Raw genomic sequence first — 24,509 nt, 5'->3', positions numbered from 1 at the left:
GGCCAAGGGAAGCGGTTAGTCCCATGGCCTTTTTGCTTTCGGCGACATGCCTTGGGAAGTAGGCGAACCAAAGTGGGGATACGGAGGACGTTCAGTTGCACCCATTGATTACTACAGTTTGCCCTTAGGAGTTCCCAGCATGTCGATCAACGTCGAAGACTATTTCGCGCGCGCCACTTTTGACAAAATGAAGGCGTTCGCCGACAAGCAAGAAACCCCATTCGTGGTGATCGACACCGCGATGATCAGCCAGGCCTACGATGACCTGCGCGCCGGTTTCGAATTCGCCAAGGTCTATTACGCGGTCAAGGCCAACCCAGCCGTCGAGATCATCGACCTGCTCAAAGAGAAGGGTTCGAGCTTCGACATCGCCTCGATCTACGAGCTGGATAAAGTGATGGATCGCGGCGTCAGCGCCGACCGTATCAGCTACGGCAACACCATCAAGAAATCCAAGGACATCCGCTACTTCTACGAGAAGGGCGTGCGTCTGTTCTCCACCGACTCCGAAGCCGACCTGCGCAACATCGCCAAGGCCGCACCGGGCTCGAAAGTGTATGTGCGTATCCTCACCGAAGGCTCGACCACGGCTGACTGGCCTTTGTCGCGCAAATTCGGCTGCCAGACCGACATGGCCATGGACCTGCTGATCCTCGCCCGTGACCTGGGCCTGGTGCCTTACGGCATCTCGTTCCACGTCGGCTCGCAACAGCGCGACATCAGCGTGTGGGACGCGGCGATCGCCAAGGTCAAAGTGATCTTCGAACGCCTGAAGGAAGAAGACGGCATTCACCTCAAGCTGATCAACATGGGTGGCGGCTTCCCGGCCAACTACATCACCCGCACCAACAGCCTGGAAACCTACGCCGAAGAAATCATCCGCTTCCTCAAGGAGGATTTCGGCGACGACCTGCCGGAAATCATCCTGGAGCCAGGCCGTTCGTTGATCGCCAACGCCGGTATCCTGGTCAGCGAAGTGGTGCTGGTGGCGCGTAAATCCCGTACCGCCGTCGAGCGTTGGGTGTACACGGATGTGGGCAAGTTCTCCGGCCTGATCGAAACCATGGACGAAGCCATCAAGTTCCCGATCTGGACCGAGAAGAAAGGCGAGATGGAAGAAGTGGTCATCGCCGGCCCGACCTGTGACAGCGCCGACATCATGTACGAGAACTACAAGTACGGCCTGCCGCTGAACCTGGCGATTGGTGATCGTCTGTACTGGTTGTCGACCGGTGCGTACACCACCAGCTACAGCGCGGTTGAGTTCAATGGCTTTCCGCCGTTGAAATCGTTCTACGTCTGATCGTCCCTCCCGGGAACGATCAACCGCTGTAGGAGCCGGCTGCCGGCTCCTACAGGTTCAGGTGTGTGGCGCGCTCTTTGTAAGCCTCGGCCATCGCCCGAATCTGCGGATCATTCGCTGCTGCCAGTGCCTTGTGCGCCGTGCGCAGGAACTTCAGATTCCCGCCCGCCAATGCCTTGCGCAGCCACGCCAGCGCCGCCTCGATTTGACCGCTGTCAGCCAACACCGCCGCATAGCTGAACTGCCCGCGAAAATCCCCGGCTTCGGCTGAGCGTCGATACCAATCCACGGCAGCGTCCAGGTCCCGTGGGCAGAACAGGCCCTCTTCCAGATAACGCCCCACCAAGTTCATCGACTTGGCATGCCCCTGCTCCGCCGCCTGACGGTAGAAGGCCAGTGCCTGTTGTTGGTCTTCAGCGACGCCGCGTCCGGTCGCCAGCAGATTGGCATAGTTGTATTGACCCCAATCCAGGCCGGCCTTTGCTGCCATCCGGTATTCCCTCGCAGCCGCCACCTCATCGACGGCACACCCCCAGCCATGCTCCTGGCAACGGCCTGCCATATTGCGTGCCATCAAGTGCCCGCTTTGGGCTGCAATCCGGAACCAGCGCAAGGCAAGCGCTTCATCGCGCGCAATGCCACGCCCTTCCAGCAGGATCTGCCCGAGCAGCGCCTGGGCATCCACCACGCCCTCCTTCGCCGCGATCAGGATCGCCTGGGCGGCACGGACGGGCGAATCGTCAAGCATGCTCTGCAGCTGCTCAACGTTGAGCACTTCTTCGCGGCGCAATAAAAAGCCCATGCTCAGACCTCGACCCAGCGGCGCAGCAAGTTGTGATAGGTGCCGGTGAGTTGGATCAACGCAGGGTGGTCGGGCACATCGGCGCTCAGTTGCTGGATCGCGCCGTCCATCTCGAACAGCAGGGTGCGCTGGCTGTCTTCGCGCACCAGGCTTTGGGTCCAGAAGAACGAGGCATAGCGCGCACCGCGGGTCACGGCGTTGACTTTATGCAGGCTGGAACCGGGATACAGCACCATGTCGCCGGCCGGCAGCTTCACACGCTGCAGGCCGAAGGTGTCCTGGATCTCCAGCTCGCCGCCGTCGTATTCATCGGGGTCGCTGAAAAACAAGGTGGACGACAAATCGGTGCGCACGCGTTCGTGGCTGCCTTTGGGCTGGCGCACGGCGTTGTCGATGTGAAAATCAAAACTGCCGCCTGCGGTGTAGCAGTTGAGCAACGGCGGGAAGACCTTGTGCGGTAACGCTGCCGACATAAACAACGGGTTCTGCCACAAGCGCTCCAGCATCGCCGCACCGATTTCCTTGGCCAGAGGGTGGCCTTCAGGCAATTGCAGGTTGTGCTTGGCTTTGGCGGACTGGTGCCCGGCGGTGATTTTACCGTCGGCCCAATCGGCGTTTTCCAAGGCTTGGCGAATGCGCTGCACTTCCTCACGAGAGAACAGGCCGGGGATGTGCAGCAGCATGGGCAATACCTGAATTCGGAAAGGCGCCAATGGTATTGATTCTTATCCGCCCTGTAAAACGCCGGGACGAACGAGTCCGTAAAAACCGTAAGTCAAAAGTGTAAAGAATGTAAATTTAGTGCAATTAGCAATGTATCGCAATTGATAGAAAGTCGTGTTCACCCTATATTCCGCCGCCTCACATCCTTGGGGAAGGGACACGTCATGTCGCGCACCATTACAAAAATACCTGCCAGTTCACCTCGCATGTTGGCCTCGGCCATCGGCGTTGCCCTCAGCGCCAGCGCTATCGCCCATCAGGCGCAGGCGGCTGAAGACACTGAACAAAAAGGCCAGCGCAACAGCATCTCCCTCGGCGCCACCAGCATCACCGGGGAAGAACAGGACAACACCTCCTACCAAGTGGAAAAAGCCTCGTCGCAGAAATACACCGCGCCCTTGGTGGACACACCGCGCTCGGTCACCGTGGTGCCGCAACAAGTGCTCAAGGACACCGCCGCCACGTCGTTACAGGATGCCTTGCGCACCGTACCGGGCATCACGTTCGGTGCCGGTGAAGGCGGCAACCCTCAGGGCGACCGCCCGTTCATCCGTGGTTTTGACGCCCAGGGCGACACATACCTGGACGGCGTGCGCGATACCGGCGGCCAGAGCCGTGAGATTTTCGACATCGAATCGATCGAAGTCAGCAAAGGCCCGAACTCTTCGTTCGGCGGTCGTGGCTCGGCCGGTGGCAGCCTCAACCTGGTGAGCAAAACCCCACAAGCGCGGGACTTCACCAACGGCGGCTTCACCTATGGTTCCGACCAGACCCGCCGCTACGTGCTCGACGTGAACCGTCAGTTCCTCGACGACAGCGCCGCGTTCCGCCTGAACCTGATGAGCCACGAACAGAACGTCGCCGGCCGCGACGCAGTGAATTACGACCGTTGGGGCGTAGCGCCGTCGCTGACGTTCGGCCTGGGCACCCCTACCCGCGTCAACCTCAGCTACTACCACATGGAAAGCGACGACCTGCCGGATTCGGGGATTCCTTATGGCTACGGCTCATCGACCGCCACTGCCCACGTGCATGACAAACCCAACGACGGCGGCGACAGCAACAATTTCTACGGCCTCAAGGATCGCGACTTCCGCAAGACCCGCGCCGATATCAGCACGTTCTCCATCGAGCACGACCTGAACGACAACATGACGCTGAAAAACACCCTGCGCCATGGCAGCACTGGCCAGGATTACATCCTGACGCAGCCGGACGACAGCAAATTCAACGTCAACCGGTTCGGCACCGTGTGGCGCCGCGCCAACAGCCGGGTCTCGACCACAACCACCACCACCAACCAGACGGACTTGTTTGGCAGCTTCCAGGCTTTGGGCTTCAAGCACAGCTACTCCACCGGCCTGGAGTTCACCGGCGAAGAAACCCGCGTGAGCAACTACACCATCAGCCCCAACACCAACCCGGTCTGCACCGTGGCCAAAGGCAGCCTGGGCGGCCAGTGCACCTCCCTGAGCAACCCGAACCCGGATGACGCCTGGACCGGCAGCATCGCGCGCAACTATTACGGCACCGCCACCAAGGCCACCAGCCGTGGCGCCTATGTGTTCGACACCATCGAGCTGGACCCGAAATGGTTGCTGAACGTCGGCCTGCGCTACGACACCTTCGACACCGTTGCCAACACCGACTCCGCGACCGGCCGCAGCAAAATCAAAGAAGACAGCCAATTCTTCAACTGGCAAGCCGGCCTGGTCTGGAAACCTGTGGAAAACGCCAGCATCTATGCCTCCTACGCCACGTCGGCGACGCCTGCCGGTGGCCTGGTCGGTGAAGGTTCGGACGGCAACCCGCTGTCTGCCGGTGCCGCCAGCAGCGACCTGCAGCCGGAAGAGACCGTCAACTACGAGTTGGGCACCAAGTGGGACCTGTTCCACGATCGCCTGTCTCTGACCGCTGCGGTGTTCCGTACCGAGAAGAAAAACACGCGCATCCTGGTCGACGCCCTGACCTATCAGAACGCAGGTGAGTCCCAAGTCGACGGCGTGGAATTGTCCGCCAGCGGCAAGATCACCGACCAATGGCAGGTGTTCGCCGGCTACAGCTACCTCGACAGCGAGCTGGTCAAATCCGGCCTGAACGGCCGCAACGGTGTGGTCAGCTCGGGGTCGAACAAAGGCAATCAAATGCCCAATACGCCGAAGAACACCTTCAGCCTGTGGACCACCTACGACGTCACCTCCAAGCTCACCATCGGCGGTGGCGCGTTCTACGTCGACCAGGTTTATGGCGATGCAGGCAACACCGTTTACGTACCGTCCTACACCCGCTACGACGCCATGGCCAGCTACAAACTGACCAAGAACGTCGACCTGCAATTGAACGTGCAAAACCTGACGGACAAGCTGTATTACGACAAAGCCTTCTCGACGCACTTCGCCAATCAGGCGGCCGGTCGTACGGCGCTGTTGACCACCAGTTTCCACTTCTAAACAGCACTACCACGCAGCAAAAAGCCCCACGCATCGGATGCGTGGGGCTTTTGCGTGTTAAACAGAATGTTTCTCGACATGGCACGGCATAATGCGCGCCGTGCCCTACATATCCGGATAGACGAGGCGGTCAGACGTGTTGAAGAAAACCCTGTTCCAGTTGCACTGGTTCTTCGGCATTACCGCCGGGCTGGTGCTGGCCTTGATGGGGATCACCGGGGCTGCGGTCTCGTTTCAGGATGAAATACTGCGGGCGCTCAACCCCAGCGTACTGACCGTGCAAACACGCGAAGCCGGCGTACTGCCGCCCGCCGAGCTGGTGCGCAAACTGGAAGCGACCGAAGGCAAGACCGTGGCCATGCTGTTCGTGGAGAGCGAAAGCGGCAACGCCGCCCGCGTGTTCTTCACCCCGCCGCCCGGTGAACGCCGTGGCCAGTTGCGCTATTTCGATCCCTACACCGGCAACTACCTGGGCGATGTGGTCGGCCAGGAGGTCTTCGGGTTCGTGCTGCAGTTCCACCGCTTCCTGGTGATGGGCGATATCGGGCGCAACATCACCGGCGCGTGCACGCTGATCCTGGTGTTCTTCTGCCTCTCCGGTGTGTACCTGCGCTGGCCGCGCCAGGTGGCGAGCTGGCGTGCCTGGCTGACCTTGGATTGGCGCAAAAAGGGCCGTGCCTTTAATTGGGACCTGCACTCGGTATTCGGCACCTGGTGCCTGTTGGCCTACCTGCTGTCGGCGCTGACCGGGTTGTATTGGTCCTACGACTGGTACAGCCAGGGCCTGACCAAACTGCTGTCCGATGCCCCACAGAATGAACGCGTGCGCAAACGCGGACCGGCCCCCGAAGGCCCGGCGCCCGTGGCCAATTACGATGCGATCTGGAGCAGTATCTACAGCAACGCCGGCCCAGGCTTGAGTGCCTACAATATCCGCATGCCGGCCGTCGCCGGGCAACCTGCCATCGTTTACTACCTGCTGGACAACTCGCCCCATGACCGTGCGCTGAACCAGATCAACCTGGACCCGGCAACTGGCGAGGTCAAATCCCACGACCGCTACGCCAGCAAAACCCTCGGTTCCCAACTGCTGACCAGCGTCTACGCGCTGCACACCGGAAGCTACTTCGGCCTGGTGGGGCGGATCATTCTCACGCTCAGTTCAGTGCTGATGCCGTTGTTCTTCATTACCGGCTGGCTGTTGTACCTGGATCGGCGTCGCAAGAAACGCCAGGTGCGTGACGCGCGTAAAGGCCTCACGGCCAACACCAGCGATGCTCCGCCATGGTTGATCGGCTTTGCCAGCCAGAGCGGTTTTGCCGAGCAACTGGCCTGGCAGACAGCCGGCCAATTGCAGGCGGCCGGCTTGCCGGTGAAGGTGCAGTCCCTGGGCAGTGTCAGCCAGGATGACCTGCGCCAGTCGGCAAATGCGCTGTTCGTGGTCAGTACCTTCGGCGACGGCGAAGCGCCCGACAGCGCCCGCGGTTTCGAGCGCAGTGTGCTCGGTCAGGACCTGTCCCTAAAGGGCTTGAACTACTCGGTACTGGCCCTGGGTGATCGTCAATACGAACACTTCTGCGGCTTCGCGCGGCGCCTGCATTTCTGGCTGACCAACCAGGGCGGCAACGCGCTGTTTGCCCCGGTGGAAGTCGACAGCGGCGACACCACTGCCCTGCTGCACTGGCAACAACAACTCGGCCAGCTCACCGGTCACGCCCCGGCGGCCGCTTGGCCGACCGCCCAATACGAAAACTGGACGCTGTGTCAGCGCACCCTGCTCAACCGCGACAGCGCAGGTTCCGGTGTCTATTTACTGGGCCTCACCTCGCCTTCGCCACACAGCTGGCAAGCCGGTGACCTGGTGGAAGTGCTGCCGCGCAACTGCCCCTGGGCCATCGAGCACTTCCTCGAAGGCCTGGGTCTGGCCGGCAGCAACGGCGTGTTGATCGACGGCATGGCGCACACCCTCGACCAGGCTTTGGCCACTCGCCAATTGCCGACGCATCGCGCTCACCTGGTCGGCCTGCACGCCCAGGCGCTGGTGGACGCGCTGGTGCCCCTGGGAATGCGCGAATATTCCATCGCCTCGATTCCCAGCGATGGCGTACTCGAATTGATCGTCCGCCAGGAACGCCACCCCGATGGCAGCCTGGGCCTGGGGTCAGGCTGGCTCACCGAACATGCCGCCCTCGGCTCAAGCATCAGCCTGCGCCTGCGCCGCAACAGTGGTTTTCATCTACCAGACATCCCCGTGCCACTGATCCTGCTGGGCAACGGCACCGGCCTGGCCGGCCTACGCAGCTTGCTCAAGGCGCGTGTTGCCGATGGCCAGCAGCGCAACTGGCTGCTGTTTGGGGAGCGCAATATCGCCCATGATTTCCTGTGCCAGGACGAGTTGCAGGGCTGGTTGGCCAGCGGTGACCTGGCGTTGCTCGATCTGGCGTTTTCTCGCGATCAGGAAGAGAAAATCTACGTGCAGGATCGCCTGCGGGAGTCAGCCGACGTGTTGCGTAAGTGGCTGAGCGACGGCGCGGCGATTTATGTGTGCGGGAGTCTGCAAGGCATGGCGGCCGGGGTGGATCAGGCGTTGGTGGACATACTCGGCAGTGAGGCCGTGGAGCGGCTGATCGAACAAGGCCGTTATCGTCGCGACGTCTACTGATTGGCAACGGTGGGAGCTGGCTTGCCTGCGACAGCGAGGGTGAATTCACTAGCGCTATCGCAGGCAAGCCAACTCCCGCCGTTTTCATTGCATTCCAAATCAGGCGGGTTGCAGCGTTTGCTCGAACACTGAGACCCCATCCAAATCCCGCAGGATGACGGTCAACTCCGCCGTCTGCCCATCTATCTGCACCTCGCCAAAAAACTGAAACCCGGCGAATGGCGACGTGTTTTGCGCCGGTGGTGCCTTCTCGAACACCACTTCAGGCCCAAAGGTCTTATCCAATGGATTAGGCCCGAAGCTCCCCGCGTTCAACGGCCCGGCCACAAACTCCCAGAACGGCTCAAAATCCTGGAACGCCGCACGATCCGGGTGATAGTGATGTGCCGCGCAGTAATGCACATCCGCCGTCAGCCATACGTGGTTGCGCACCTTCTGCGCCCTTAAAAAACCCAGCAGCTCGGCAATTTCCAACTCACGCCCTTGCGGTGCGCCAGGGTCGTTGTTGGCAATCGCTTCCCAGCGCGGTACGCCGGGGCTTACTTCGCCGTCGGGTACACCCAGCCCAATGGGCATGTCCGCCGCGATGACTTTCCACTGCGCCTGCGACCCCTTGAGTTCACGCTTGAGCCAGTCCAATTGCTCCCGGCCCAGGAAGGGTTTTTCAGCGCCCAGGTTGTCATCGTTCGGCCCGCGATAGCTGCGCATATCCAGCACGAACACCTCCAGCAACGGCCCATAGCTGAGCTTGCGATAAATCCGCCCGCCGCCATCGGCGCTCTGCCGGCGCATCGGTGAATATTCCAGCCACGCCTGGCGTGCACGGCCGACCAAGGTGTTGATGTCCTTGACCTGGTAACGCTCATCCAACTGCTTGCTCGGCGACCAGTTGTTCACCACTTCATGGTCGTCCCACTGCCAGATCTGCGGCACTTCGGCGTTGAAGCGACGGACATTTTCGTCCATCAGGTTGTAGCGGTAATTACCGCGATATTCATCCAGGGTTTCGGCGACTTTGCTCTTGGCTTCGGTGGTGATATTGCGCCAGATACGCCCGTTTTCGGTCGTCAGTTGCGCCGGCACCGGGCCGTCGGCGTAGATGGTGTCGCCACTGTGGATAAAAAAGTCCGGCAAACGCAGGCGCATGGCTTCATAGATGCGCATGCCGCCAATGTCCGGGTTGATGCCGAAGCCTTGGCCGACGGTGTCGCCGCTCCACACGAAACGAATATCGCGGCGCTGTTGCGGCACACTGCGCAGGTGGCCGAACCACGGCTCGCTGGCGACGCCGGTTTGGGCATCTTCGAAATGCACGCGGTAGAAAATCGCCTGATCGGCGGGCAGACCGGTGAGTTCGACGCGGGCCGTGAAGTCGGTCCGGTTATCGGCCAGGGCCGAAATGAATTTGCGCGGGTTGCTGAATACGCTGCGGGTGTCCCACTCCACCACCATGCGCGCCGGGCGATCGCTGCGGCTCCAGATCATGGCGCGATCACCGAGCAGATCGCCGGACTGCACGCCGTCGGTGAGTTGCGGCCGGTCCTTCACAGAGGCGATCACCGCCGGGGCCAGGCCCGGCAGCAACAGGCCGGCGCCGACGGCTTGCATCACGCGGCGGCGGCCGAGATCGAAGTGGCTCATGCAGGTGCCCTCTTGAGTATCAAAAGGGCCACTACAGCATGGGGTTATGACACGGGTGCGACAGTCAGCTCTTGCGCTTCCGGACGTTTGATCAAGGCGTACACCAGACCGGTCAGCAAGCTGCCCGCGACAATCGCCAGCAGGTACAGCAGCGCATGGTTCATCGCATTCGGGATGACCAGCACCGCCAGGCCGCCGTGGGGCGCCGCGAGCTTGCAACCAAAGTACATCGACAGCGCGCCGGCCAACGCGCCACCGGCGATGCTGGCCGGGATCACGCGCAGCGGGTCTTTGGCCGCAAAGGGAATCGCGCCTTCGGAGATAAACACCATCCCGAGAATGATCGCCGCCTTGCCGGCCTCACGCTCTGTTTGGGCAAACTTGCGGCGTGCCAGGAACGTAGCGATGCCCATGCCGATCGGCGGCACCATGCCGGCCGCCATGGTGGCGGCAATCGGCGCGCCACTGTGCGCCGCCAGCATGCCGACGGAAAACGCATAGGCTGCCTTGTTGATCGGCCCACCGAGGTCGACGCACATCATGCCGCCCAACAGAATGCCCAGCAGCACGGCGTTAGTGGTGCCCATGGTGTTGAGGAATTCCGTCAGGCCCACAAGCATGCGCGCCACCGGTGGCCCGACCAGGTAGATCATCGCCAGGCCGGTGAACAGGCTCGCCAGCAACGGGATGATCAGGATCGGCTTGAGCGCATCCAGGCTTTGCGGCAACTGCACCGCGCGGGTGATCAGCTTGACGCAATAACCGGCGAGGAAACCGGCAAATATCCCGCCGATAAAACCAGCACCCAAGGTGGTCGCCAGCAACCCGCCGATCATGCCGGGGGCCAACGCAGGACGGTCGGCAATGGAATAAGCGATGTAGCCCGCCAGCAGCGGCACCATCAACATGAAGGCCTGATCGCCGACGGTTTTCAAGGCAGCAGCCAGTGTGCCTTTCTCTTCAAAAGCAGTGATGCCGAACATGAAGGACAACGCAATCAACAACCCGCCCGCCACCACCATCGGCAACATGAACGACACACCGGTCAGCAGGTGTTTGTAAACGCCGGTTTTTTCTTTCTTGGCCACGGCACCGCTGGCCGCACTTTCCACTGCGCCTTCAGCAAGGGCCTTGTTGAGGGTGGCTTCGGATTGCTTGAGGGCAATGCCGGTGCCGCAGCGGTAAATTTTCTTGCCGGCGAAGCGCTCGGTAGCGACTTCGATATCCGCCGCCAACAGCACCACATCGGCCTCAGCGATAGCCTGCGGGCTCAAGGGCGTGCGTGCGCCGACCGAGCCCTGGGTCTCGACCTGCAAGTCGTAGCCCAGCCGCTTGGCGGTCTGCTGCAAGGCTTCGGCGGCCATGAAGGTGTGCGCCACGCCCGTCGGACAAGCCGTGATTGCCACAATACGTGGTGCATTTTCAGCCGCCTGCTGCGTGGCGACATACACCTGGGCTTCTTCAGCGCCGCGACGCAATACCGCGTCGACATCCGCCAGCGCCTGGGCCGGCGTGCTCTGGAACACGCGCTTACCGACAAACCGCTGCATATCCACCGGGGTACTGCTGACCAACAACACCCATTCGGCATCGTCGATCGTGGCCTGGGAGAGCTGGCGTTCCGGGCGCTGCACATCCACCACTTCAACGCTGGTGCTCCAGCCCTGGCGCTGTGCGGCGGCGTCCAACAAGCGGGCGCACAGCACACTGGTGACCATGCCGTTCGGGCAGGCGGTAACAATGGCTAACTTCATCACAAACCCTCTTATTGTTCTGTCAGCGAGCGCACTTGAACGCCGCTTTCGAGACGCGCCAACTGCGCGTGATCGCTGATGCCAAAACCGATCTGCGTCACCGCCATCGCGGCAATCGCCGTGGCGCGGCGCAAGGTCTGTTCCGGCGTATCCCCGGTGAGCAGACCATGGAGCATACCGGCCAGCAGCGAATCGCCGGCGCCTACGGTGCTGGCGACCGTCACCTTGGGCGGTGTGGCCTGCAGCGCCGCATTTGGGCTGTACCAGCTCACGCCGGCGGCACCGTCGGAGACCACCACATGTTCGACACCTTGCCGGTGCAGTTGGCTGACCGCATCGGTGGCGTTATCCAGGGCTTCGGCCAGCTCTTCAGTATTGGGTTTGACCAGCCATGGGCCGGCCAGCAAACCCGCGCGCAGTGCTTCGCCGCTGGTGTCCAAAGCGACTTTCAAGCCATAGCGTTTCAACTGCTCCAACAGCCCTTTGAACCACTGCGGGCTGACGCCGCGTGGCAAGCTGCCGGCCACCACCACCGCATCAAAGCCGGGAGCAATCTGCGCCAGTTTGTCCAGCAAGGCGTTCTGCGCCTGTTCTGTCACCTGCGGCCCCGGTGCATTGATGTCGGTGACCCGGCCATCCTGCTCGGCAATCTTGATATTGCTGCGGGTTTCACCGGGCACGCGGATAAACGCATCGGTAAACCCACGCTGTGCAATGAGCGCTTCAAAGGCCTGGGGGTTGCCTTCACCGAGAAAGCCGCCCACGGTCAACTCATGGCCCAGGTCGGCCAGCACCTGCGCCACGTTCACACCCTTGCCGGCGGCATGGGTCAGCAGGGTTTCGCTGCGGTTGACTTCACCCGGTTCCAGGCGCGCCAGGCGTACCGTCAGATCCAACGCCGGGTTCAGCGTCAGGGTCAGAATCCTTGCCATCTATACGGCCTCCACTAGGGCTCGCACTTCGGCAGGTGAGCCCACCGCCAGTGCTTTTTGCGCCAGGCCCTGGGCCTCGCTCAGACTGAATTCGCGCACGCGCGCCTTCACTTCGGGAATGCTGCGGGCGGACACGCTCAACTCATCCACCCCCAGGCCGACCAATACCGGCACTGCCAACGGGTCCGCCGCCAGCTCGCCGCACACGCCAACCCATTTGCCATGGGCATGGGCTGCACGCACGGTGATGTCGATCAGTTGCAACACTGCCGGGTGCAGGCCATCGGCCTGAGCGGACAGGGTCGGGTGGCCACGGTCGATGGCCAGGGTGTACTGGGTCAGGTCGTTGGTGCCGACACTGAAGAAGTCCACTTCCTTGGCCAATACCGGCGCGAGCAACGCGGCCGACGGCACTTCGATCATGATGCCCAGTTGCAGGTCCGCCACCGGGATTTCCAGACGCAGGCGCTCGGTCATGTCACGGGCGGCGCGCCACTCATCGACGCTGCCGACCATGGGGAACATGATGCGCAGCGGACGGTTGTCCGCCGAGCGCAGCAGCGCCCTCAGTTGGGCTTCCATGATCTGCGGGCGTTGCAAGGTGAGACGAATGCCGCGCACGCCGAGGAAGGGGTTTTCCTCTTCGGCGATCGGCCAATAAGGCAGCGGTTTGTCGCCGCCCACATCGAGGGTGCGCACGACCAGCGGACGACCGGCGAGACCATCGAGGACGCGGCGGTATTCGGCTTCCTGGGTAGCCTCGTCCGGCGCTTGCGGATGGGCCATGAAGATCAGTTCGGTGCGCAGCAAGCCGATGCCTTCGGCGCCCTGCTCCACCGCGCTGGCGACGCCAGCGCTTTCGCCGATGTTGGCGAACACTTCCACGGCATGACCGTCACGGGTCAACGCGGGTTCGTGGCGTTGTGCCGAGGCCGCTTGCAGGCGTTGTTCGCGGGTGTCGCGCTCGACCGTGGCGCGTTGCAGGGTAGCGGCGTCGGCATCCACATGCAGGCGCCCGCGCTGGCCATCCAGCAACAACGGCGTACCTGCGGCCAACAGCAACACCGCCGGACCGGCGCCCACCAGCGCGGGAATACCGAGGGCGCGGGCGACAATGGCACTGTGGGCCGTCGCGCCGCCGCGGGCGGTGAGGATGCCAGCGACGCGCGCCGGATCAAGCCGGGCCACATCAGACGGACCGACTTCGTCCATCACCAGAATGTAAGGCTCACTCGGTTCCTGGGAGGTTTCGACGCCACACAGTTGCGCCAGCACACGACGGCCAATGTCACGCAGGTCGGCGGCACGCTCGGCGAGCAAGGCATCCTGCAACGACTCCTGCTGTTTGGCCGCCGCTTCGATCACACTCATCCATGCCGCCTCAGCGCTTTCGCCTTGCTTGAGGCGCGTGTCGACTTCGTCGGTGAGTTCCGGGTCGTCGAGCATTTCCTGGTGGGTGACGAAAATCTCGCGGATCGCCTTGGACTGGCTGCGTTCGATCAGCCCCTGGATATCGCGGCGCACATCGGCCAGGGCGCTGTGCAGACGCTCGCGCTCGATGGCGCAAGATTCGCCGCGCAGTGGGTAATCGAAGACTTGCAGAACCTGGATGTGCGCAGGGCCGATAGCGATGCCCGGCGCAGCGGCGATGGCCTGAACCTGGCTACCGGCCAAGGGTGCGCTGAGCTCCGGCTCGATATCGAGGACTTCAGGCTGGACGCTCAGGGTCGGCAGCGGCTCGACGTCTTCACCCAGGCCTTCTTCCACCGCTGCCAGCAGTGCGGGCAGCGCGTCGCCAGCAATGCTCGGTTCGGCGATAAATTCCAGCACCTGGCCGCGACGCGCGCCGAGGCTCAGCAATTTACTCAGGCTTTTCACCGACACGGCGCCCACCGGGCCATCGACGATGCGCACACGGAGATCGCCGTCAAAACTTTTCGCCAACTGCGCAAGGATCTTCGCCGGGCGCGCGTGCAGGCCGTGGGCGTTGGCCAGGGTAATGCGCGCAGCAGGCCAGTCTGGTGGCAATTCTCCACCGAGCACTTCAAGCACGGCGCGGCTGCTGGTGGCGCGGCCGAGTTCCTGGCCGCGACCTTCTATCAGCAAGGCGCATAAGCGTTCGAGCAGCGTCTGGTGGGCTTCCCCCAGGCTGGCCAGGCAGAACAGGCCATTGAGCGGCTGGCCGAGGTAGCGCATAGGTTTGTCCGGGGTGACAAACGCCAGGCCCGGGCGCTTGACGGTCTGCTCGCTGTGCAACCACCACAGGCCATCGCCCAGGGGCAGCGCATCGACCTGCTGCAACACGGCAGCGAAACCATTGCTCACACAATCGGCCTGACGCAACAGCCGTGCACCGCGCCATACCAGCTCTTCGAAGTCGTCAGCGGACACGCCCAGGCCGATCATCTGCGCATCCAGCGCCAGTTCCTGCGGCGCACCCTGCAGCAGTTTCAACAGCGCTTCGGCGCTACCGGCACGGCGCAGAGCCTGGCCCAGGTCGGTTTCACCGAGGGCGCGGGTGAGCAGTTGCAACAGGCGCAGGTGTTCGTCGGATTTGGCGGCAATGCCGATGGCCAGGTACACGATCTGGCCGTCCCCCCAGTCCACCCCTTCGGGAAACTGCAGCAGGCGCACACCGGTGGAGAACACCTGATCGCGCGTTTCGGGAGTGCCGTGGGGAATGGCAATGCCTTGACCGAGGAAGGTCGAGCCTTGGGCTTCACGGGCTTGCAAACCGCTGAGGTATCCCTCGGCGACCAGGCCGTCGGCCACCAGTTTTTCAGCGAGCAGGTGCAAGGCAGCAGATTTGTCCACGGCCACCTGGCCCATGGAAATCTGCTCTACAGTGAGCTCAAGCATGCCGTTCTCCTAGTTAGTGCGGTGGCGCACTAGGTATTGTTTTAAACAAACAGTGTAAAGGGTGTTCATGATTAACTGACTGAGTAGTCAATTGGCAGTAGCCACTCAGTCGCGAACGTCGTAAAAATACGCTGGCTGAAACGTTTAATCTAGATCTTATGGAAGACTACGCGTTAATTGCGCATCCTTGAAGAACCACTCGGCGCTTGAGCCAGGACATTGGTCGTGTACAGGAATCGGTTACGATTGGAGAAAATGTCGGGGCCCGCTCCAGAAAACAAGGAAATCCCGGTTTGAAACTCAGTGATATCGCCCGTCTTGCCGGTGTGTCCGTAACCACCGCCAGCTACGTCATCAACGGCAAGGCCGAACAGCAACGCATCAGCAACGCCACCGTCGAACGGGTGCGTGCTGTGGTCGAAGCCCATGGTTTTACCCCCAACCCTCAGGCCGCCGGGCTGCGCAGTCGGCACACGCGCACCTTGGGCTTTATCCTGCCCGACCTGGAAAACCCCAGTTACGCCCGCATCGCCAAGCTTTTGGAGCAAGGTGCCCGGGCGCGCGGCTATCAACTGCTGATCGCCAGTTCCGACGACGATGCCGACAGCGAGCGTCAATTGCTGCAACTGTTCCGCGCCCGGCGGTGTGACGCGCTGTTTGTCGCCAGTTGCCTGCCGGCCAGCGATGACAGTTACCGCGAGCTGCAGGCCAAGGGTTTGCCGGTGATTGCCATCGACCGGGTGATGGGCGCAGATCAATTCTGCTCGGTGGTCAGCGACGACCGCCAGGCGTGCCAGCAATTGACCAGCAGCCTGTTGCAACCCCTGCCCAAGCAGATTGTGCTGATCGGCGCGCGGCCCGAGCTGAGCATCAGCCAGGAGCGTGCCGCCGGTTTCCGTGAAGCGCTGGAAGGGTTCACCGGCGAGGTGATCGTCGAACACGGCGAAGCCTTCAGCCGCGACTGTGGCCGACAGTTGATGGAGCAACTTCTGCAGCAACTGGGGCACTTGCCTGACGCACTGGTGACCACGTCCTACGTGCTGCTGCAGGGCGTGTTCGACGCGCTGCATGACTTCCCACTCAAATCGCGGCCGCTGCGCCTGGGCACCTTTGGTGATACACAGTTGCTGGATTTCCTGCCGCTGCCGGTCAACGCCATGGCCCAGCAACATCAACTGATCGCCGAGACCGCGCTGCGCCTGGCCCTGGTCGCGGTCGAAGACGAGCAGTACCAACCCGGCGTGCATGCCATCGGCCGGACGTTCAAGCAGCGTATTCGCGAGGCTTGAGCGTGGAGCTGATCGACACCCACACCCATTTGGACTTCCCGGATTTCGACAGCGATCGCCGGGAAGTCCTCGCTCACAGCCGAGCGCTGGGCGTGCGACGCATGGTGGTGCTGGGGGTGTATCAGCAGAATTGGCAGCGGCTGTGGGATCTGGTGCAAACGGACGAAGGCTTGTTCGCTGCGTTTGGCCTGCACCCGGTCTACCTCGATGACCATCGCCCCGCCGACCTGACGGAGCTCGGCGACTGGCTGACTCGCCTGCACGGTCACCGGCAACTGTGTGCGGTAGGCGAAATCGGGCTGGATTACTTCCTCGAACAGTTGGACCGCGAACGCCAGCAAAGCCTGTTTGAGGCCCAACTGAAACTGGCCGTGGACTTCCAGCTGCCGGCGCTGCTGCATGTCCGTCGCAGCCACGCGGACGTCATCGCTACCCTCAAGCGCATTCGCCTGCCCCGTGGCGGCATCATCCATGCGTTTGCCGGTAGCCGCGAAGAAGCCCGCGAATACATCAAGCTCGGCTTCAAACTCGGGCTGGGGGGCGCCGCCACTTGGCCTCAGGCCCTGCGCATGCACAAGGTGCTGGCCCACCTGCCGTTGGACGCCGTGGTACTGGAAACCGACTCACCGGATATGGCGCCCGCCATGTATCCCGGCCAGCGCAACAGCCCCGAACACCTGCCGGCTATCTGCACTGAGCTTGCCGAGCGCATGGGCATCAGCCCTCTATTGCTGGCTGAGGCGAGCACACGCAATGCGTGCGAGCTGTTCAACTGGTAGCGCGGGCGTTACCCGTTGCAGATTCAAGATCAGGCGCTGGCGGTGACGGACGTATCGCAACACCAGCAAATGCACCAGTAAGACCACCAACGAGATGTTGAATTGGCCGATCACACTGATCAGCCCCACCCACTCCGCCACCAACGCCACGATCAGCACCATGCAGGTCAACACCACCATGCTCGGGCGCACCAGCGCCCACTGGTCCAGGGACCTGAACTGGCGCAACTGTCGAGGGCAGTTCAGTTGCAAGATCCATTGGCAGTAAGGGCAATCGAACGGTTCTTCGATGGCGATGGCGTTGAGTTGCCAAGGCTTGAGATTAAAGGTGATATCACAATGGGCGCAGTGCCCTTTGATGCCGATCGCAGCGGTCATCGCTGTGCCTCCCCCGGACTTGAAATCGAGTGAAACAAGTTTCACCCATTCACGGCTTCAGAAAAGAGACGCAGCAAAATCAGGACAAGCGCCACACCATGAAACGATAAATCCTACATTCAATTCTCATACCCGAAACGCGCCGATCAATTGTTTCAACTCAATCACCTGCAGCGACAGCTGTCGACTCGCCGCTTCGGTCTGATACGCGCCCTCGGCGGCATGCTCACCAGCCCGATTGATTTCAACGATGTTCTGGTCAATATCGTGGGCGACGGCGGTTTGTTGCTCCACAGCGGCGGCGATCTGCTGGTTTTGATCGACGATCATCCCGACGGCGCCGAGGATATTTTCCAGGGCTTGCTGAACCCTTTCCGACTGCCCCACGGTGCCACTGGCCATATCATGACTGCTGCCCATGGCTTTCACGGCCGCCGCCACGCCGCTTTGCAAGCGGCTGATCATCTGCTCGATCTCCTCGGTGGAGTGCTGGGTACGGCGCGCCAGGGTCCGCACCTCATCGGCCACCACCGCAAACCCACGCCCTTGCTCGCCGGCGCGCGCGGCCTCGATGGCCGCGTTGAGCGCCAGCAAGTTGGTTTGTTCGGCGATGCTTTTGATCACTTCCAACACGCTGCTGATGGACTGGCTGTCGGTGGCCAGTTGGTTGATTACCTGCACCGACTGATCGATCTCCGTCGCCAGTCGCGCAATGCTGCCCTGCTGGGATTGCACCAGGCTGCGGCCGCTGACGGTTTCGTCGTTGACGCTGTGGGCACTGCTGACCGCCGCCGCCGCACTGCGCGCGACTTCCTGGGCAGTGGACGACATCTGGTTCATGGCCGTCGCCACCTGTTCGATCTGCATACGCTGCCCGGAAACGGCCTGGTTGCTCTGGGCCGAGACCGTCTCCACCTGCCCGGCCTGCAGCTCGACCTGACTGACGGTGTGCCCGACGCGCTCGATCAAGTCATGGATCTTCGCCACGGTGCCATTGAACACCTGGCCGAGGTCACCCAGCTCATCGCGGCTTTGCGCGACAAAGGTGACGGTCATGTCGCCGGCCGCGACCTTATCCATCATCGCGCCCAAGCGCCGCAAGGTGGTGCGCGTGGAGGCGTAGAAGCCTGCATACAAGTAGAAAATCAGCAGGAACACCGCGCTGAGGGCCGAGACCAGCACCACCATATGCGTACGGCTCTGTGCCAGGCGTTGCTCCAATTGCTGCCCGAGGAACGTCAGGGTGGCGTCATCCAACTGGTACGTCTGGGCCATCAATCGGCTGACGCCGTCGTAGAAATCCTGCCAGGGCGCGTCGAGGGTTTCGGCCATCACCACCTGTTCTTCAAACAACTCGCTGCCTTGCTTGAGGCTGGCGTTGCTGGACTTGGCCAGGCCGTCGAGAGCCGCATGGGCGGCTTTGCTGGAGCCCAAGGCATCTTGCAACTTCAGGCCATATTCGGCCTGGATTTTTTCCAATTGCTGCAACAGCTCGTCAAACCGTGTGCTGGACGACGAGTTGAGAAAACCCTGCCCCAGGGAATACGCGCCCATTGCTCGACCTTCACCCAGGGTCTGGGTGACGAGTGGGGTCACGCTGGTGATCAGCTCACTGAGTTGGCGCAGGTCGCTCTGGGGGTCGCGGCTCAAACCGGCTTGGCTGGCAATGATCTGGCTGAGCATCTGCGCCTTGTTGAGCAACTTGCCGATCAAAGCACTTTTGCTCAGCAACGACGTTTCCTGTTGCTGGGCCTTGAAGGCTGCGATCAACTCGTCGCGCTTGGCGTCAAAAGCGGCAATTTGCTCGGGCTCAGTCGCCATGGCGTTGAGGCTTTGCAGGCGGCTCAGCACGCTTTGTTCCAGGGCGCTGATCTTGCCCTCAAGATCGCCCGCCTTGCCGGACTGGCCCAGCGTGGCGTTGATCTGCACCTGGTTGTTGAGGGTTTCCAGGTCGCGGCGCAGGGCCAGGCTGCTACCGAGCAAATCAAGGCTCTGCAGCTCCACCCGCGTGCCCTGGTATTCGCGCCACGAATCACGCACCAGGTAATAGTTGGTCGCCAGCATCGGCAGCAGGAACAACACGCTGATCAAGCTGAACTTCATGCCGAAGCTCAGGCGGTTCATCAGCGCGACGGCGGGATAGAGCAAGCTCTTCACAGGTTAACTCCCTTTCTTTTATTTTTATCGAGGCGCAGGGCGGCAGTTAGCCAGCATCTGTATAGCTCAATTTGAAAGGGAGTTTTGTAACTTAAGGTTAATGAGATAGGGCGTTAAGGCAACACCGTCCAGATCGCAAACCCGGCATACCACAGCACCGCCGCACGCAAAAGCAGTTCCCAGAGCCGGTCCAGGCTGTTGATGCCATCGGGACCGACCGCCGGTGGCGGGATTTCAGCGGCGACCAGGCCGACTTTTTCCACCAGTTCGGCGGCGCTGATGTCCCAGCTCAACAGTTCGTGCAGCATCACGCGGCCCACGGCGACGAAGTTGCCCACCAGGGCAAAACTGGCTGCCAGCAGGCGCACCGGCAGCCAGTCAAATGCGTGGCGCAGTTGCCCGGCCCGCTCGGCCACCAGAGGGTTCTTGCTGTATTCACTGGCCAGTGCGAGCAAGCGATAAGCCAGCGCGGCAACCGGGCCCAACAGGAAGTACCAGAAAATCACCGCGAAAAAGCTCTGGTAGGCCTGCCACAACAGATGGCCCTGGACGCGTTCGAGCAACTGTTCACCACTGTCGGCGCTCAGATTCAGGTCACGCTCGGCGACATGCTCGGCGGCTTGCAGGTCGCCCCGTCGCCAGGCGTCGCGAAAGGGACCCAGCCCGGCGAGCAGATCACCACGGCCCAGACTGTAGATCACCACCAGCAGGTGCACCGGCAGCGCCAACAGTCCGTAGGCCACCGGTTCCAGCACCAGCAGCAACAACGCCAGCAAGGCCACCGGTAATAACACCAGCAATGCCAGGATCAACCAGGGCTGCTTGCCCATGCGTGGGCTCGATTCCAGCTTGGCCAGTTCACGCAGCCAACCACCATCACGCTGTAACCGCTGGCGCAGGGCCGAGAACTTCTCGATCCATACGGCCAGCACCAACACCAGGAAACTCATCGTGCGTGTCCTCCATCCTGCAGGGCGCTGCGAAAGCGCGTCCAATCAAAAGCCGGGCCGGGATCGGTCTTGCGACCCGGAGCGATATCGCTGTGACCACAAATGCGCTGAGGCGTGATGTCGGGGTAAGCCGCCAGCAACTGGCGGGTCAGGTTGGTCAACGACGCATATTGGGCGTCAGTGAACGGCTGGTCATCCGTGCCTTCGAGCTCAACCCCCAGGGAAAAGTCATTGCAGGTATCCCGACCCTCGAACTGTGAGATCCCGGCATGCCAGGCCCGGTCGAGACAGGACACAAACTGCGTCACCGCACCATCACGCTCAATCAGAAAATGCGCAGACACCCGTAGGTCGGCGATCCCTTCAAAGTAGGGATGTTCCGTGACATCCAGACGGTTCTGGAAGAATTCCTGCACTTTGCCGGTGGCGAACTGCGCCGGCGGCAGGCTGATGTTATGCACCACCAGCAGTGAGATTTCGCCGGCGGGGCGCTCGTTGTAGTTGGGCGAAGGGCAATGACGGATGCCTTTGCACCAACCGCTGGTGGGGTCCAACTGCATACAGGTTCCTTGAACGAGACAACATGTGACCAGTATGCCGCGTTCGCCCCTTCGGTTGCGATCACTTGCCGCGATTGAGTTGACGCAGTTTGCCCACGACGGCAGTCAAGGCACGCTCGAACAAGGGGCCAGCGTCCAGGGTGTGCAGCGCGCCCCGCTTGAACGCCACTGCCAGTTGGCCCGCGCTTTTCTCTAACACCTTGAGCCCCGTGCGGCTGGTGAAGACATAGGTGTCGGCCGGCGCCATGATCGCCGTCAGCCGGCAGCGCAGCGTAGTCGCTTCGTCTCCCTCGAACACCACCCAATCACCCACCTTGAGCTGTCGGGCTTTCAGCAGGTCGGGGTCGTTGTCCGGCAGATCGCGGACCGGATCGGGTAACGCAGAGGTCAGTACAAACGGCTCACGCACTTCGATCCATTCGTCGCCCCCGCCAGGGGCCTGGACATGCAAGGCCTGCAAACGCACGAAAAACTCGCGGGTGCTGAAGGGGTCGAACGCGGCGCTGGTCAATCCGTCGCGCAGGGCCTTGAGCAAGCCCGGCAGTTGCCCCAGCAAATGACGCCCGGCTTCAGTGTCTTGCTGCAGGCCGACGCTCCAGATCAGTTCGTCCATGGTGCGCAGCCCCGCCTGCCATTGCACCGACTGCTCGCCATGCTTGAGGCTGGCCAGCAACAGCACCTGGCTCCAGGCCTGCTGCAGGAATTGCACGACCGGACGCGGCAGCGTCTTGCCAAGCAGGCGTTTGTTCAGCACATCGGCCACGCGCTGACGCGCAGCTTCGGTGCGCACACGCCCGGCTTCGGCATCACGGGTGTGCTGTTCAAGCAAGTCGCTGCGCCGTCGCTCATCAGCGGTGAAGGCGCTGAACTCGGCGAGCAATTGGGAAAAGATCACCGGGTCTTCGACAAATTCATTGAGCAAGCGCTGCACCACCTGCTCGATGCGCAGGTACAGAGGGTCGCGCTGGCTGGCGCCCATGGCAGCGGTGGCGATTTCATTGAGCAGGCGTCGCGCCGGGTGGCTGGCTCGACTGAAAAGGCTCTTGTCCAGCACCGCCACTTTCAGCATCGGGATCTGCAGGCGACCGATCAAGGCCTTGTAGGCATCGGGCACGGCCCGGTCGTTGAGGATGAATTCGAACAGCAACGCGACCAGGTTGATCACATCTTCGTCCGCCTCCTCCACCACCCGCGACTTACCGCTCTTGACGCTGACGCGGGTGAGCAACTGTTCAAGCTGGTTGCGCAGGTCGAAATCATCCTCGACCTCAGGCTCGGGTACATATTGCTGCAAGTGGGACAGCAGGCGCAGCAGGTCACGGGGGGAGATGGGCAAGGGTTCGGCGCTGGCTTCAAGGGTCGGCGCCACGCTACCGCGTACCGCGGTGAGCAACGGCTGCAGCGCAGCGAAGGCTTCCTGGCCATTTTCGTCGACAGGCGGCAAGGTTTCTTCGCGCGCAAGCTCACGGGCCTCACGCGCCTCACGCCGGCGGGACGGTACGGCCTTGAGTTCAGGCAACACACCGGTCGCGACCAGCAACTGATTGGCTTCGCCGTACAGTTGGTCGGCGTCACTGAGTACGTATTTTTCAAACAGCTTGAGCATGATCAGTTTGACGCGGATCTCCACGCCCAGGCTGCGTCCCGCCCGCAGGAAGCACTCACACAGCAGTGCTGGCCCCAATGGGTTCTCGCGATCATCCAGGTGGTTGCCGAGCAACGCGCTCAAGCGCGCCGTGAGTTGCCCCAGGGCCAGGCCGTCACGATGCCGCACCCGATCCAGCATTGCTTCAAGCGTAACGGCTTTTTCCAGGTCATCCCTGGACGAGCCCGGTGCCGCGTCGTAGGAAACCACTGGCACCAACTGCAATTCCCCCCGCCCTGCCTGACCCAGGCTGGCGAAGGCTTCAAACAGGCGCTCCATGAACACGCGCTCGAAATTCTTGCGCTTGAGCCGCAGGTCGCGCATGGCCTCGAAGAAAATATGATGGTCGAGGTTGTTGCGCGCCTTGTCGGCCATTTCGAACAAGGTGTCGTCGGCGTTATCGAACAGGTCCTGCAGCCCTTGCTGCAGCTGTTGCGCCGCCTTGTCGCGGACCTGCAGCAACACTACCGGCAGTCTGGCGAGCGGCGATGGCGTGGCGGACGCCTTATTGAAAGGCACCACCTTTGCGTCATTGTGCATCCTGGCCTCCTGAAACGGCGGTATCTTTCTGAACGTCAAAGCTATGACGCCAATTGCAAGGCGCTAGATTATCTGGCAAATGAGGGCAGGTGCGCCAGCAAACTCTGCCTTTGCACGGTAAATGAGTGGTGAGCCTGGGTTCGAACGCGCACTGCCCCTATAATCGGGGCACTTTGTCTGTGGAGCCTGTTATGCCGAATCTCCGTCTTGCCGACCTCACCGCCGAAATCGAAGCCAACGTGCGCCGCGCACTGCTGGAAGACATCGGCAGCGGCGACATCACTGCGCAGTTGATCCCGGCCGAACGGCTGGCCACGGCCACCATCATTACCCGCGACACCGCTGTCATCGCCGGAACGGCCTGGGTGGATGCGGTGTTCCGCCAACTGGACCCTCGGGTTGCCGTGCATTGGCAAGTGGCTGACGGTGAGCGCGTCAGCCCCAATCAGGTGCTGTTCCGCCTTGAAGGCCCGGCACGCTCGCTGCTCAGCGGCGAACGCTGTGCGCTGAATTTCCTGCAGTTGCTGTCCGGGGTCGCCACCCGCGCGCAATTTCTCGCGGACTTTGTCGCCAGCACCCAGGTCAAGCTGCTGGACACCCGCAAAACCCTGCCGGGGCTGCGCCTGGCGCAGAAATACGCAGTGACTTGCGGTGGCTGCCACAACCACCGTATCGGCTTGTATGACGCGTTCCTGATCAAGGAAAACCATATCGCGGCCTGTGGCGGCATTGCCCAGGCAATCACGGCCGCCCACAAGATCGCCCCCGGCAAGCCGGTGGAAATCGAAGTTGAAAGCCTGGATGAGCTGCGCGAAGCCCTGGCGGCGGGCGCGGATATCATCATGCTCGATGAGTTGAGCCTGGACGATATGCGTGAAGCCGTGCGCCTGAACGGCGGTAAGGCGAAGCTGGAGGCCAGCGGCGGGATCAATGAAAGCACCCTGCTACCCATCGCCGAGACCGGGGTGGATTACATCTCGATTGGCGCGATGACCAAGGATGTGAAGGCGGTGGATTTGTCGATGCGCCTTAGCATCTGAGGCGCCTTGACTGCAGGAGCGAGCTTGCCCGCTCCTGCGGACTGC

Annotated in this window: 17 protein-coding genes; 6 read left to right on the top strand and 11 right to left on the bottom strand. The window is 61.9% G+C overall.

Annotated features, from left to right (window positions below; translation table 11 throughout):
* Positions 1–139 precede the first annotated feature (139 nt).
* Positions 140–1,303, top strand: coding sequence for a type III PLP-dependent enzyme (locus AC4PS7_RS00745; RefSeq protein ID WP_010213203.1), 1,164 nt, complete (start codon positions 140–142; stop codon positions 1,301–1,303).
* A 49-nt stretch (positions 1,304–1,352) separates the two neighbouring features.
* Here the strand turns inward: AC4PS7_RS00745 and AC4PS7_RS00740 are convergent, their stop codons facing one another.
* Both AC4PS7_RS00740 and AC4PS7_RS00735 read right to left on the bottom strand, forming a co-directional pair.
* On the bottom strand, positions 1,353–2,105 hold the full coding sequence (locus AC4PS7_RS00740; RefSeq protein WP_010213204.1) for a tetratricopeptide repeat protein: 753 nt from the start codon (positions 2,103–2,105) through the stop codon (positions 1,353–1,355).
* 2 nt (positions 2,106–2,107) lie between these two features.
* Positions 2,108–2,788 (bottom strand): Fe2+-dependent dioxygenase, encoded by a 681-nt coding sequence (locus tag AC4PS7_RS00735; protein ID WP_010213205.1) that lies wholly within the window; start codon positions 2,786–2,788, stop codon positions 2,108–2,110.
* A 204-nt stretch (positions 2,789–2,992) separates the two neighbouring features.
* Between AC4PS7_RS00735 and AC4PS7_RS00730 the strand changes: the two genes are divergently transcribed.
* Together AC4PS7_RS00730 and AC4PS7_RS00725 are read left to right on the top strand one after the other, a co-directional pair.
* The gene (locus AC4PS7_RS00730) at positions 2,993–5,278 is read left to right on the top strand and encodes a TonB-dependent receptor (RefSeq protein WP_038452691.1); all 2,286 of its coding nucleotides are present in this window, start codon (positions 2,993–2,995) and stop codon (positions 5,276–5,278) included.
* A gap of 136 nt (positions 5,279–5,414) precedes the next feature.
* Positions 5,415–7,940, top strand: a complete 2,526-nt coding sequence (locus AC4PS7_RS00725) for a PepSY domain-containing protein (RefSeq protein WP_492179025.1) — start codon at positions 5,415–5,417, stop codon at positions 7,938–7,940.
* Positions 7,941–8,039: 99 nt separating this feature from the next.
* On the opposite strand, the gene AC4PS7_RS00720 is transcribed toward AC4PS7_RS00725, so the two are convergent.
* Genes AC4PS7_RS00720 through ptsP form a run of 4 tightly spaced genes read right to left on the bottom strand, consistent with a single transcriptional unit; the run spans position 8,040 to position 15,126 of the window.
* A complete protein-coding gene (locus AC4PS7_RS00720; protein ID WP_042571067.1) occupies positions 8,040–9,581 on the bottom strand; it encodes an alkaline phosphatase D family protein in 1,542 nt (513 codons plus the stop codon).
* A gap of 44 nt (positions 9,582–9,625) precedes the next feature.
* A complete protein-coding gene (locus AC4PS7_RS00715; RefSeq protein ID WP_010213212.1) occupies positions 9,626–11,335 on the bottom strand; it encodes a PTS fructose-like transporter subunit IIB in 1,710 nt (569 codons plus the stop codon).
* Between the two features lie 11 nt (positions 11,336–11,346).
* The gene (gene pfkB, locus AC4PS7_RS00710; protein WP_047541177.1) at positions 11,347–12,267 is read right to left on the bottom strand and encodes a 1-phosphofructokinase; all 921 of its coding nucleotides are present in this window, start codon (positions 12,265–12,267) and stop codon (positions 11,347–11,349) included.
* Positions 12,268–15,126 (bottom strand): phosphoenolpyruvate--protein phosphotransferase, encoded by a 2,859-nt coding sequence (ptsP, locus tag AC4PS7_RS00705; RefSeq protein ID WP_010213215.1) that lies wholly within the window; start codon positions 15,124–15,126, stop codon positions 12,268–12,270. It abuts the gene before it with no gap.
* Positions 15,127–15,419: 293 nt separating this feature from the next.
* On the opposite strand from ptsP, the gene cra reads away from it, so the two are divergent.
* Positions 15,420–16,415, top strand: a complete 996-nt coding sequence (gene cra / locus AC4PS7_RS00700; RefSeq protein WP_021491906.1) for a catabolite repressor/activator — start codon at positions 15,420–15,422, stop codon at positions 16,413–16,415.
* A gap of 2 nt (positions 16,416–16,417) precedes the next feature.
* On the top strand, positions 16,418–17,194 hold the full coding sequence (locus AC4PS7_RS00695) for a TatD family hydrolase (RefSeq protein ID WP_021491907.1): 777 nt from the start codon (positions 16,418–16,420) through the stop codon (positions 17,192–17,194).
* Here AC4PS7_RS00695 and AC4PS7_RS00690 read toward each other — a convergent pair.
* The 5 genes from AC4PS7_RS00690 to AC4PS7_RS00670 all read right to left on the bottom strand — a co-directional run bounded on the left by AC4PS7_RS00690 (position 17,141) and on the right by AC4PS7_RS00670 (position 23,424).
* Complete coding sequence (locus AC4PS7_RS00690) at positions 17,141–17,572, bottom strand: hypothetical protein (protein ID WP_069673355.1); 432 nt, start codon at positions 17,570–17,572, stop codon at positions 17,141–17,143. The two genes, AC4PS7_RS00695 and AC4PS7_RS00690, sit on opposite strands and share 54 nt — an antisense overlap.
* A gap of 126 nt (positions 17,573–17,698) precedes the next feature.
* The gene (locus tag AC4PS7_RS00685; RefSeq protein WP_392397730.1) at positions 17,699–18,403 is read right to left on the bottom strand and encodes a methyl-accepting chemotaxis protein; all 705 of its coding nucleotides are present in this window, start codon (positions 18,401–18,403) and stop codon (positions 17,699–17,701) included.
* 1,439 nt (positions 18,404–19,842) lie between these two features.
* The gene (gene ampE, locus AC4PS7_RS00680) at positions 19,843–20,679 is read right to left on the bottom strand and encodes a regulatory signaling modulator protein AmpE (RefSeq protein WP_010213224.1); all 837 of its coding nucleotides are present in this window, start codon (positions 20,677–20,679) and stop codon (positions 19,843–19,845) included.
* Complete coding sequence (gene ampD, locus AC4PS7_RS00675; protein WP_010213226.1) at positions 20,676–21,239, bottom strand: 1,6-anhydro-N-acetylmuramyl-L-alanine amidase AmpD; 564 nt, start codon at positions 21,237–21,239, stop codon at positions 20,676–20,678. Before ampD ends, ampE begins: the two co-directional genes overlap by 4 nt.
* A gap of 61 nt (positions 21,240–21,300) precedes the next feature.
* Positions 21,301–23,424 carry a DUF1631 domain-containing protein gene (locus AC4PS7_RS00670; RefSeq protein ID WP_010213227.1) on the bottom strand — a complete coding sequence of 708 codons (2,124 nt, stop codon included), beginning with the start codon at positions 23,422–23,424 and terminating at the stop codon, positions 21,301–21,303.
* Positions 23,425–23,615: 191 nt separating this feature from the next.
* Between AC4PS7_RS00670 and nadC the strand changes: the two genes are divergently transcribed.
* Positions 23,616–24,464 (top strand): carboxylating nicotinate-nucleotide diphosphorylase, encoded by an 849-nt coding sequence (nadC, locus tag AC4PS7_RS00665; RefSeq protein WP_010213228.1) that lies wholly within the window; start codon positions 23,616–23,618, stop codon positions 24,462–24,464.
* Positions 24,465–24,509 lie beyond the last annotated feature (45 nt).

Source organism: Pseudomonas sp. DW-iso3 (genome assembly GCF_058725305.1).
This window is presented reverse-complemented; position numbering and strand designations above follow the sequence as displayed.

What these genes read in the sequence shown, in the direction of transcription:
- AC4PS7_RS00745 (WP_010213203.1), top strand. Translation starts at nt 140, where the DNA reads ATGTCGATCAACGTCGAAGACTATTTCGCGCGCGCCACTTTTGACAAA.
- AC4PS7_RS00740 (WP_010213204.1), bottom strand. Translation starts at nt 2,105, where the DNA reads ATGGGCTTTTTATTGCGCCGCGAAGAAGTGCTCAACGTTGAGCAGCTG.
- AC4PS7_RS00735 (WP_010213205.1), bottom strand. Translation starts at nt 2,788, where the DNA reads ATGCTGCTGCACATCCCCGGCCTGTTCTCTCGTGAGGAAGTGCAGCGC.
- AC4PS7_RS00730 (WP_038452691.1), top strand. Translation starts at nt 2,993, where the DNA reads ATGTCGCGCACCATTACAAAAATACCTGCCAGTTCACCTCGCATGTTG.
- AC4PS7_RS00720 (WP_042571067.1), bottom strand. Translation starts at nt 9,581, where the DNA reads ATGAGCCACTTCGATCTCGGCCGCCGCCGCGTGATGCAAGCCGTCGGC.
- AC4PS7_RS00715 (WP_010213212.1), bottom strand. Translation starts at nt 11,335, where the DNA reads ATGAAGTTAGCCATTGTTACCGCCTGCCCGAACGGCATGGTCACCAGT.
- pfkB (WP_047541177.1), bottom strand. Translation starts at nt 12,267, where the DNA reads ATGGCAAGGATTCTGACCCTGACGCTGAACCCGGCGTTGGATCTGACG.
- ptsP (WP_010213215.1), bottom strand. Translation starts at nt 15,126, where the DNA reads ATGCTTGAGCTCACTGTAGAGCAGATTTCCATGGGCCAGGTGGCCGTG.
- AC4PS7_RS00690 (WP_069673355.1), bottom strand. Translation starts at nt 17,572, where the DNA reads ATGACCGCTGCGATCGGCATCAAAGGGCACTGCGCCCATTGTGATATC.
- AC4PS7_RS00685 (WP_392397730.1), bottom strand. Translation starts at nt 18,403, where the DNA reads ATGTCGTCCACTGCCCAGGAAGTCGCGCGCAGTGCGGCGGCGGCGGTC.
- ampE (WP_010213224.1), bottom strand. Translation starts at nt 20,679, where the DNA reads ATGAGTTTCCTGGTGTTGGTGCTGGCCGTATGGATCGAGAAGTTCTCG.
- ampD (WP_010213226.1), bottom strand. Translation starts at nt 21,239, where the DNA reads ATGCAGTTGGACCCCACCAGCGGTTGGTGCAAAGGCATCCGTCATTGC.
- AC4PS7_RS00670 (WP_010213227.1), bottom strand. Translation starts at nt 23,424, where the DNA reads ATGCACAATGACGCAAAGGTGGTGCCTTTCAATAAGGCGTCCGCCACG.
- nadC (WP_010213228.1), top strand. Translation starts at nt 23,616, where the DNA reads ATGCCGAATCTCCGTCTTGCCGACCTCACCGCCGAAATCGAAGCCAAC.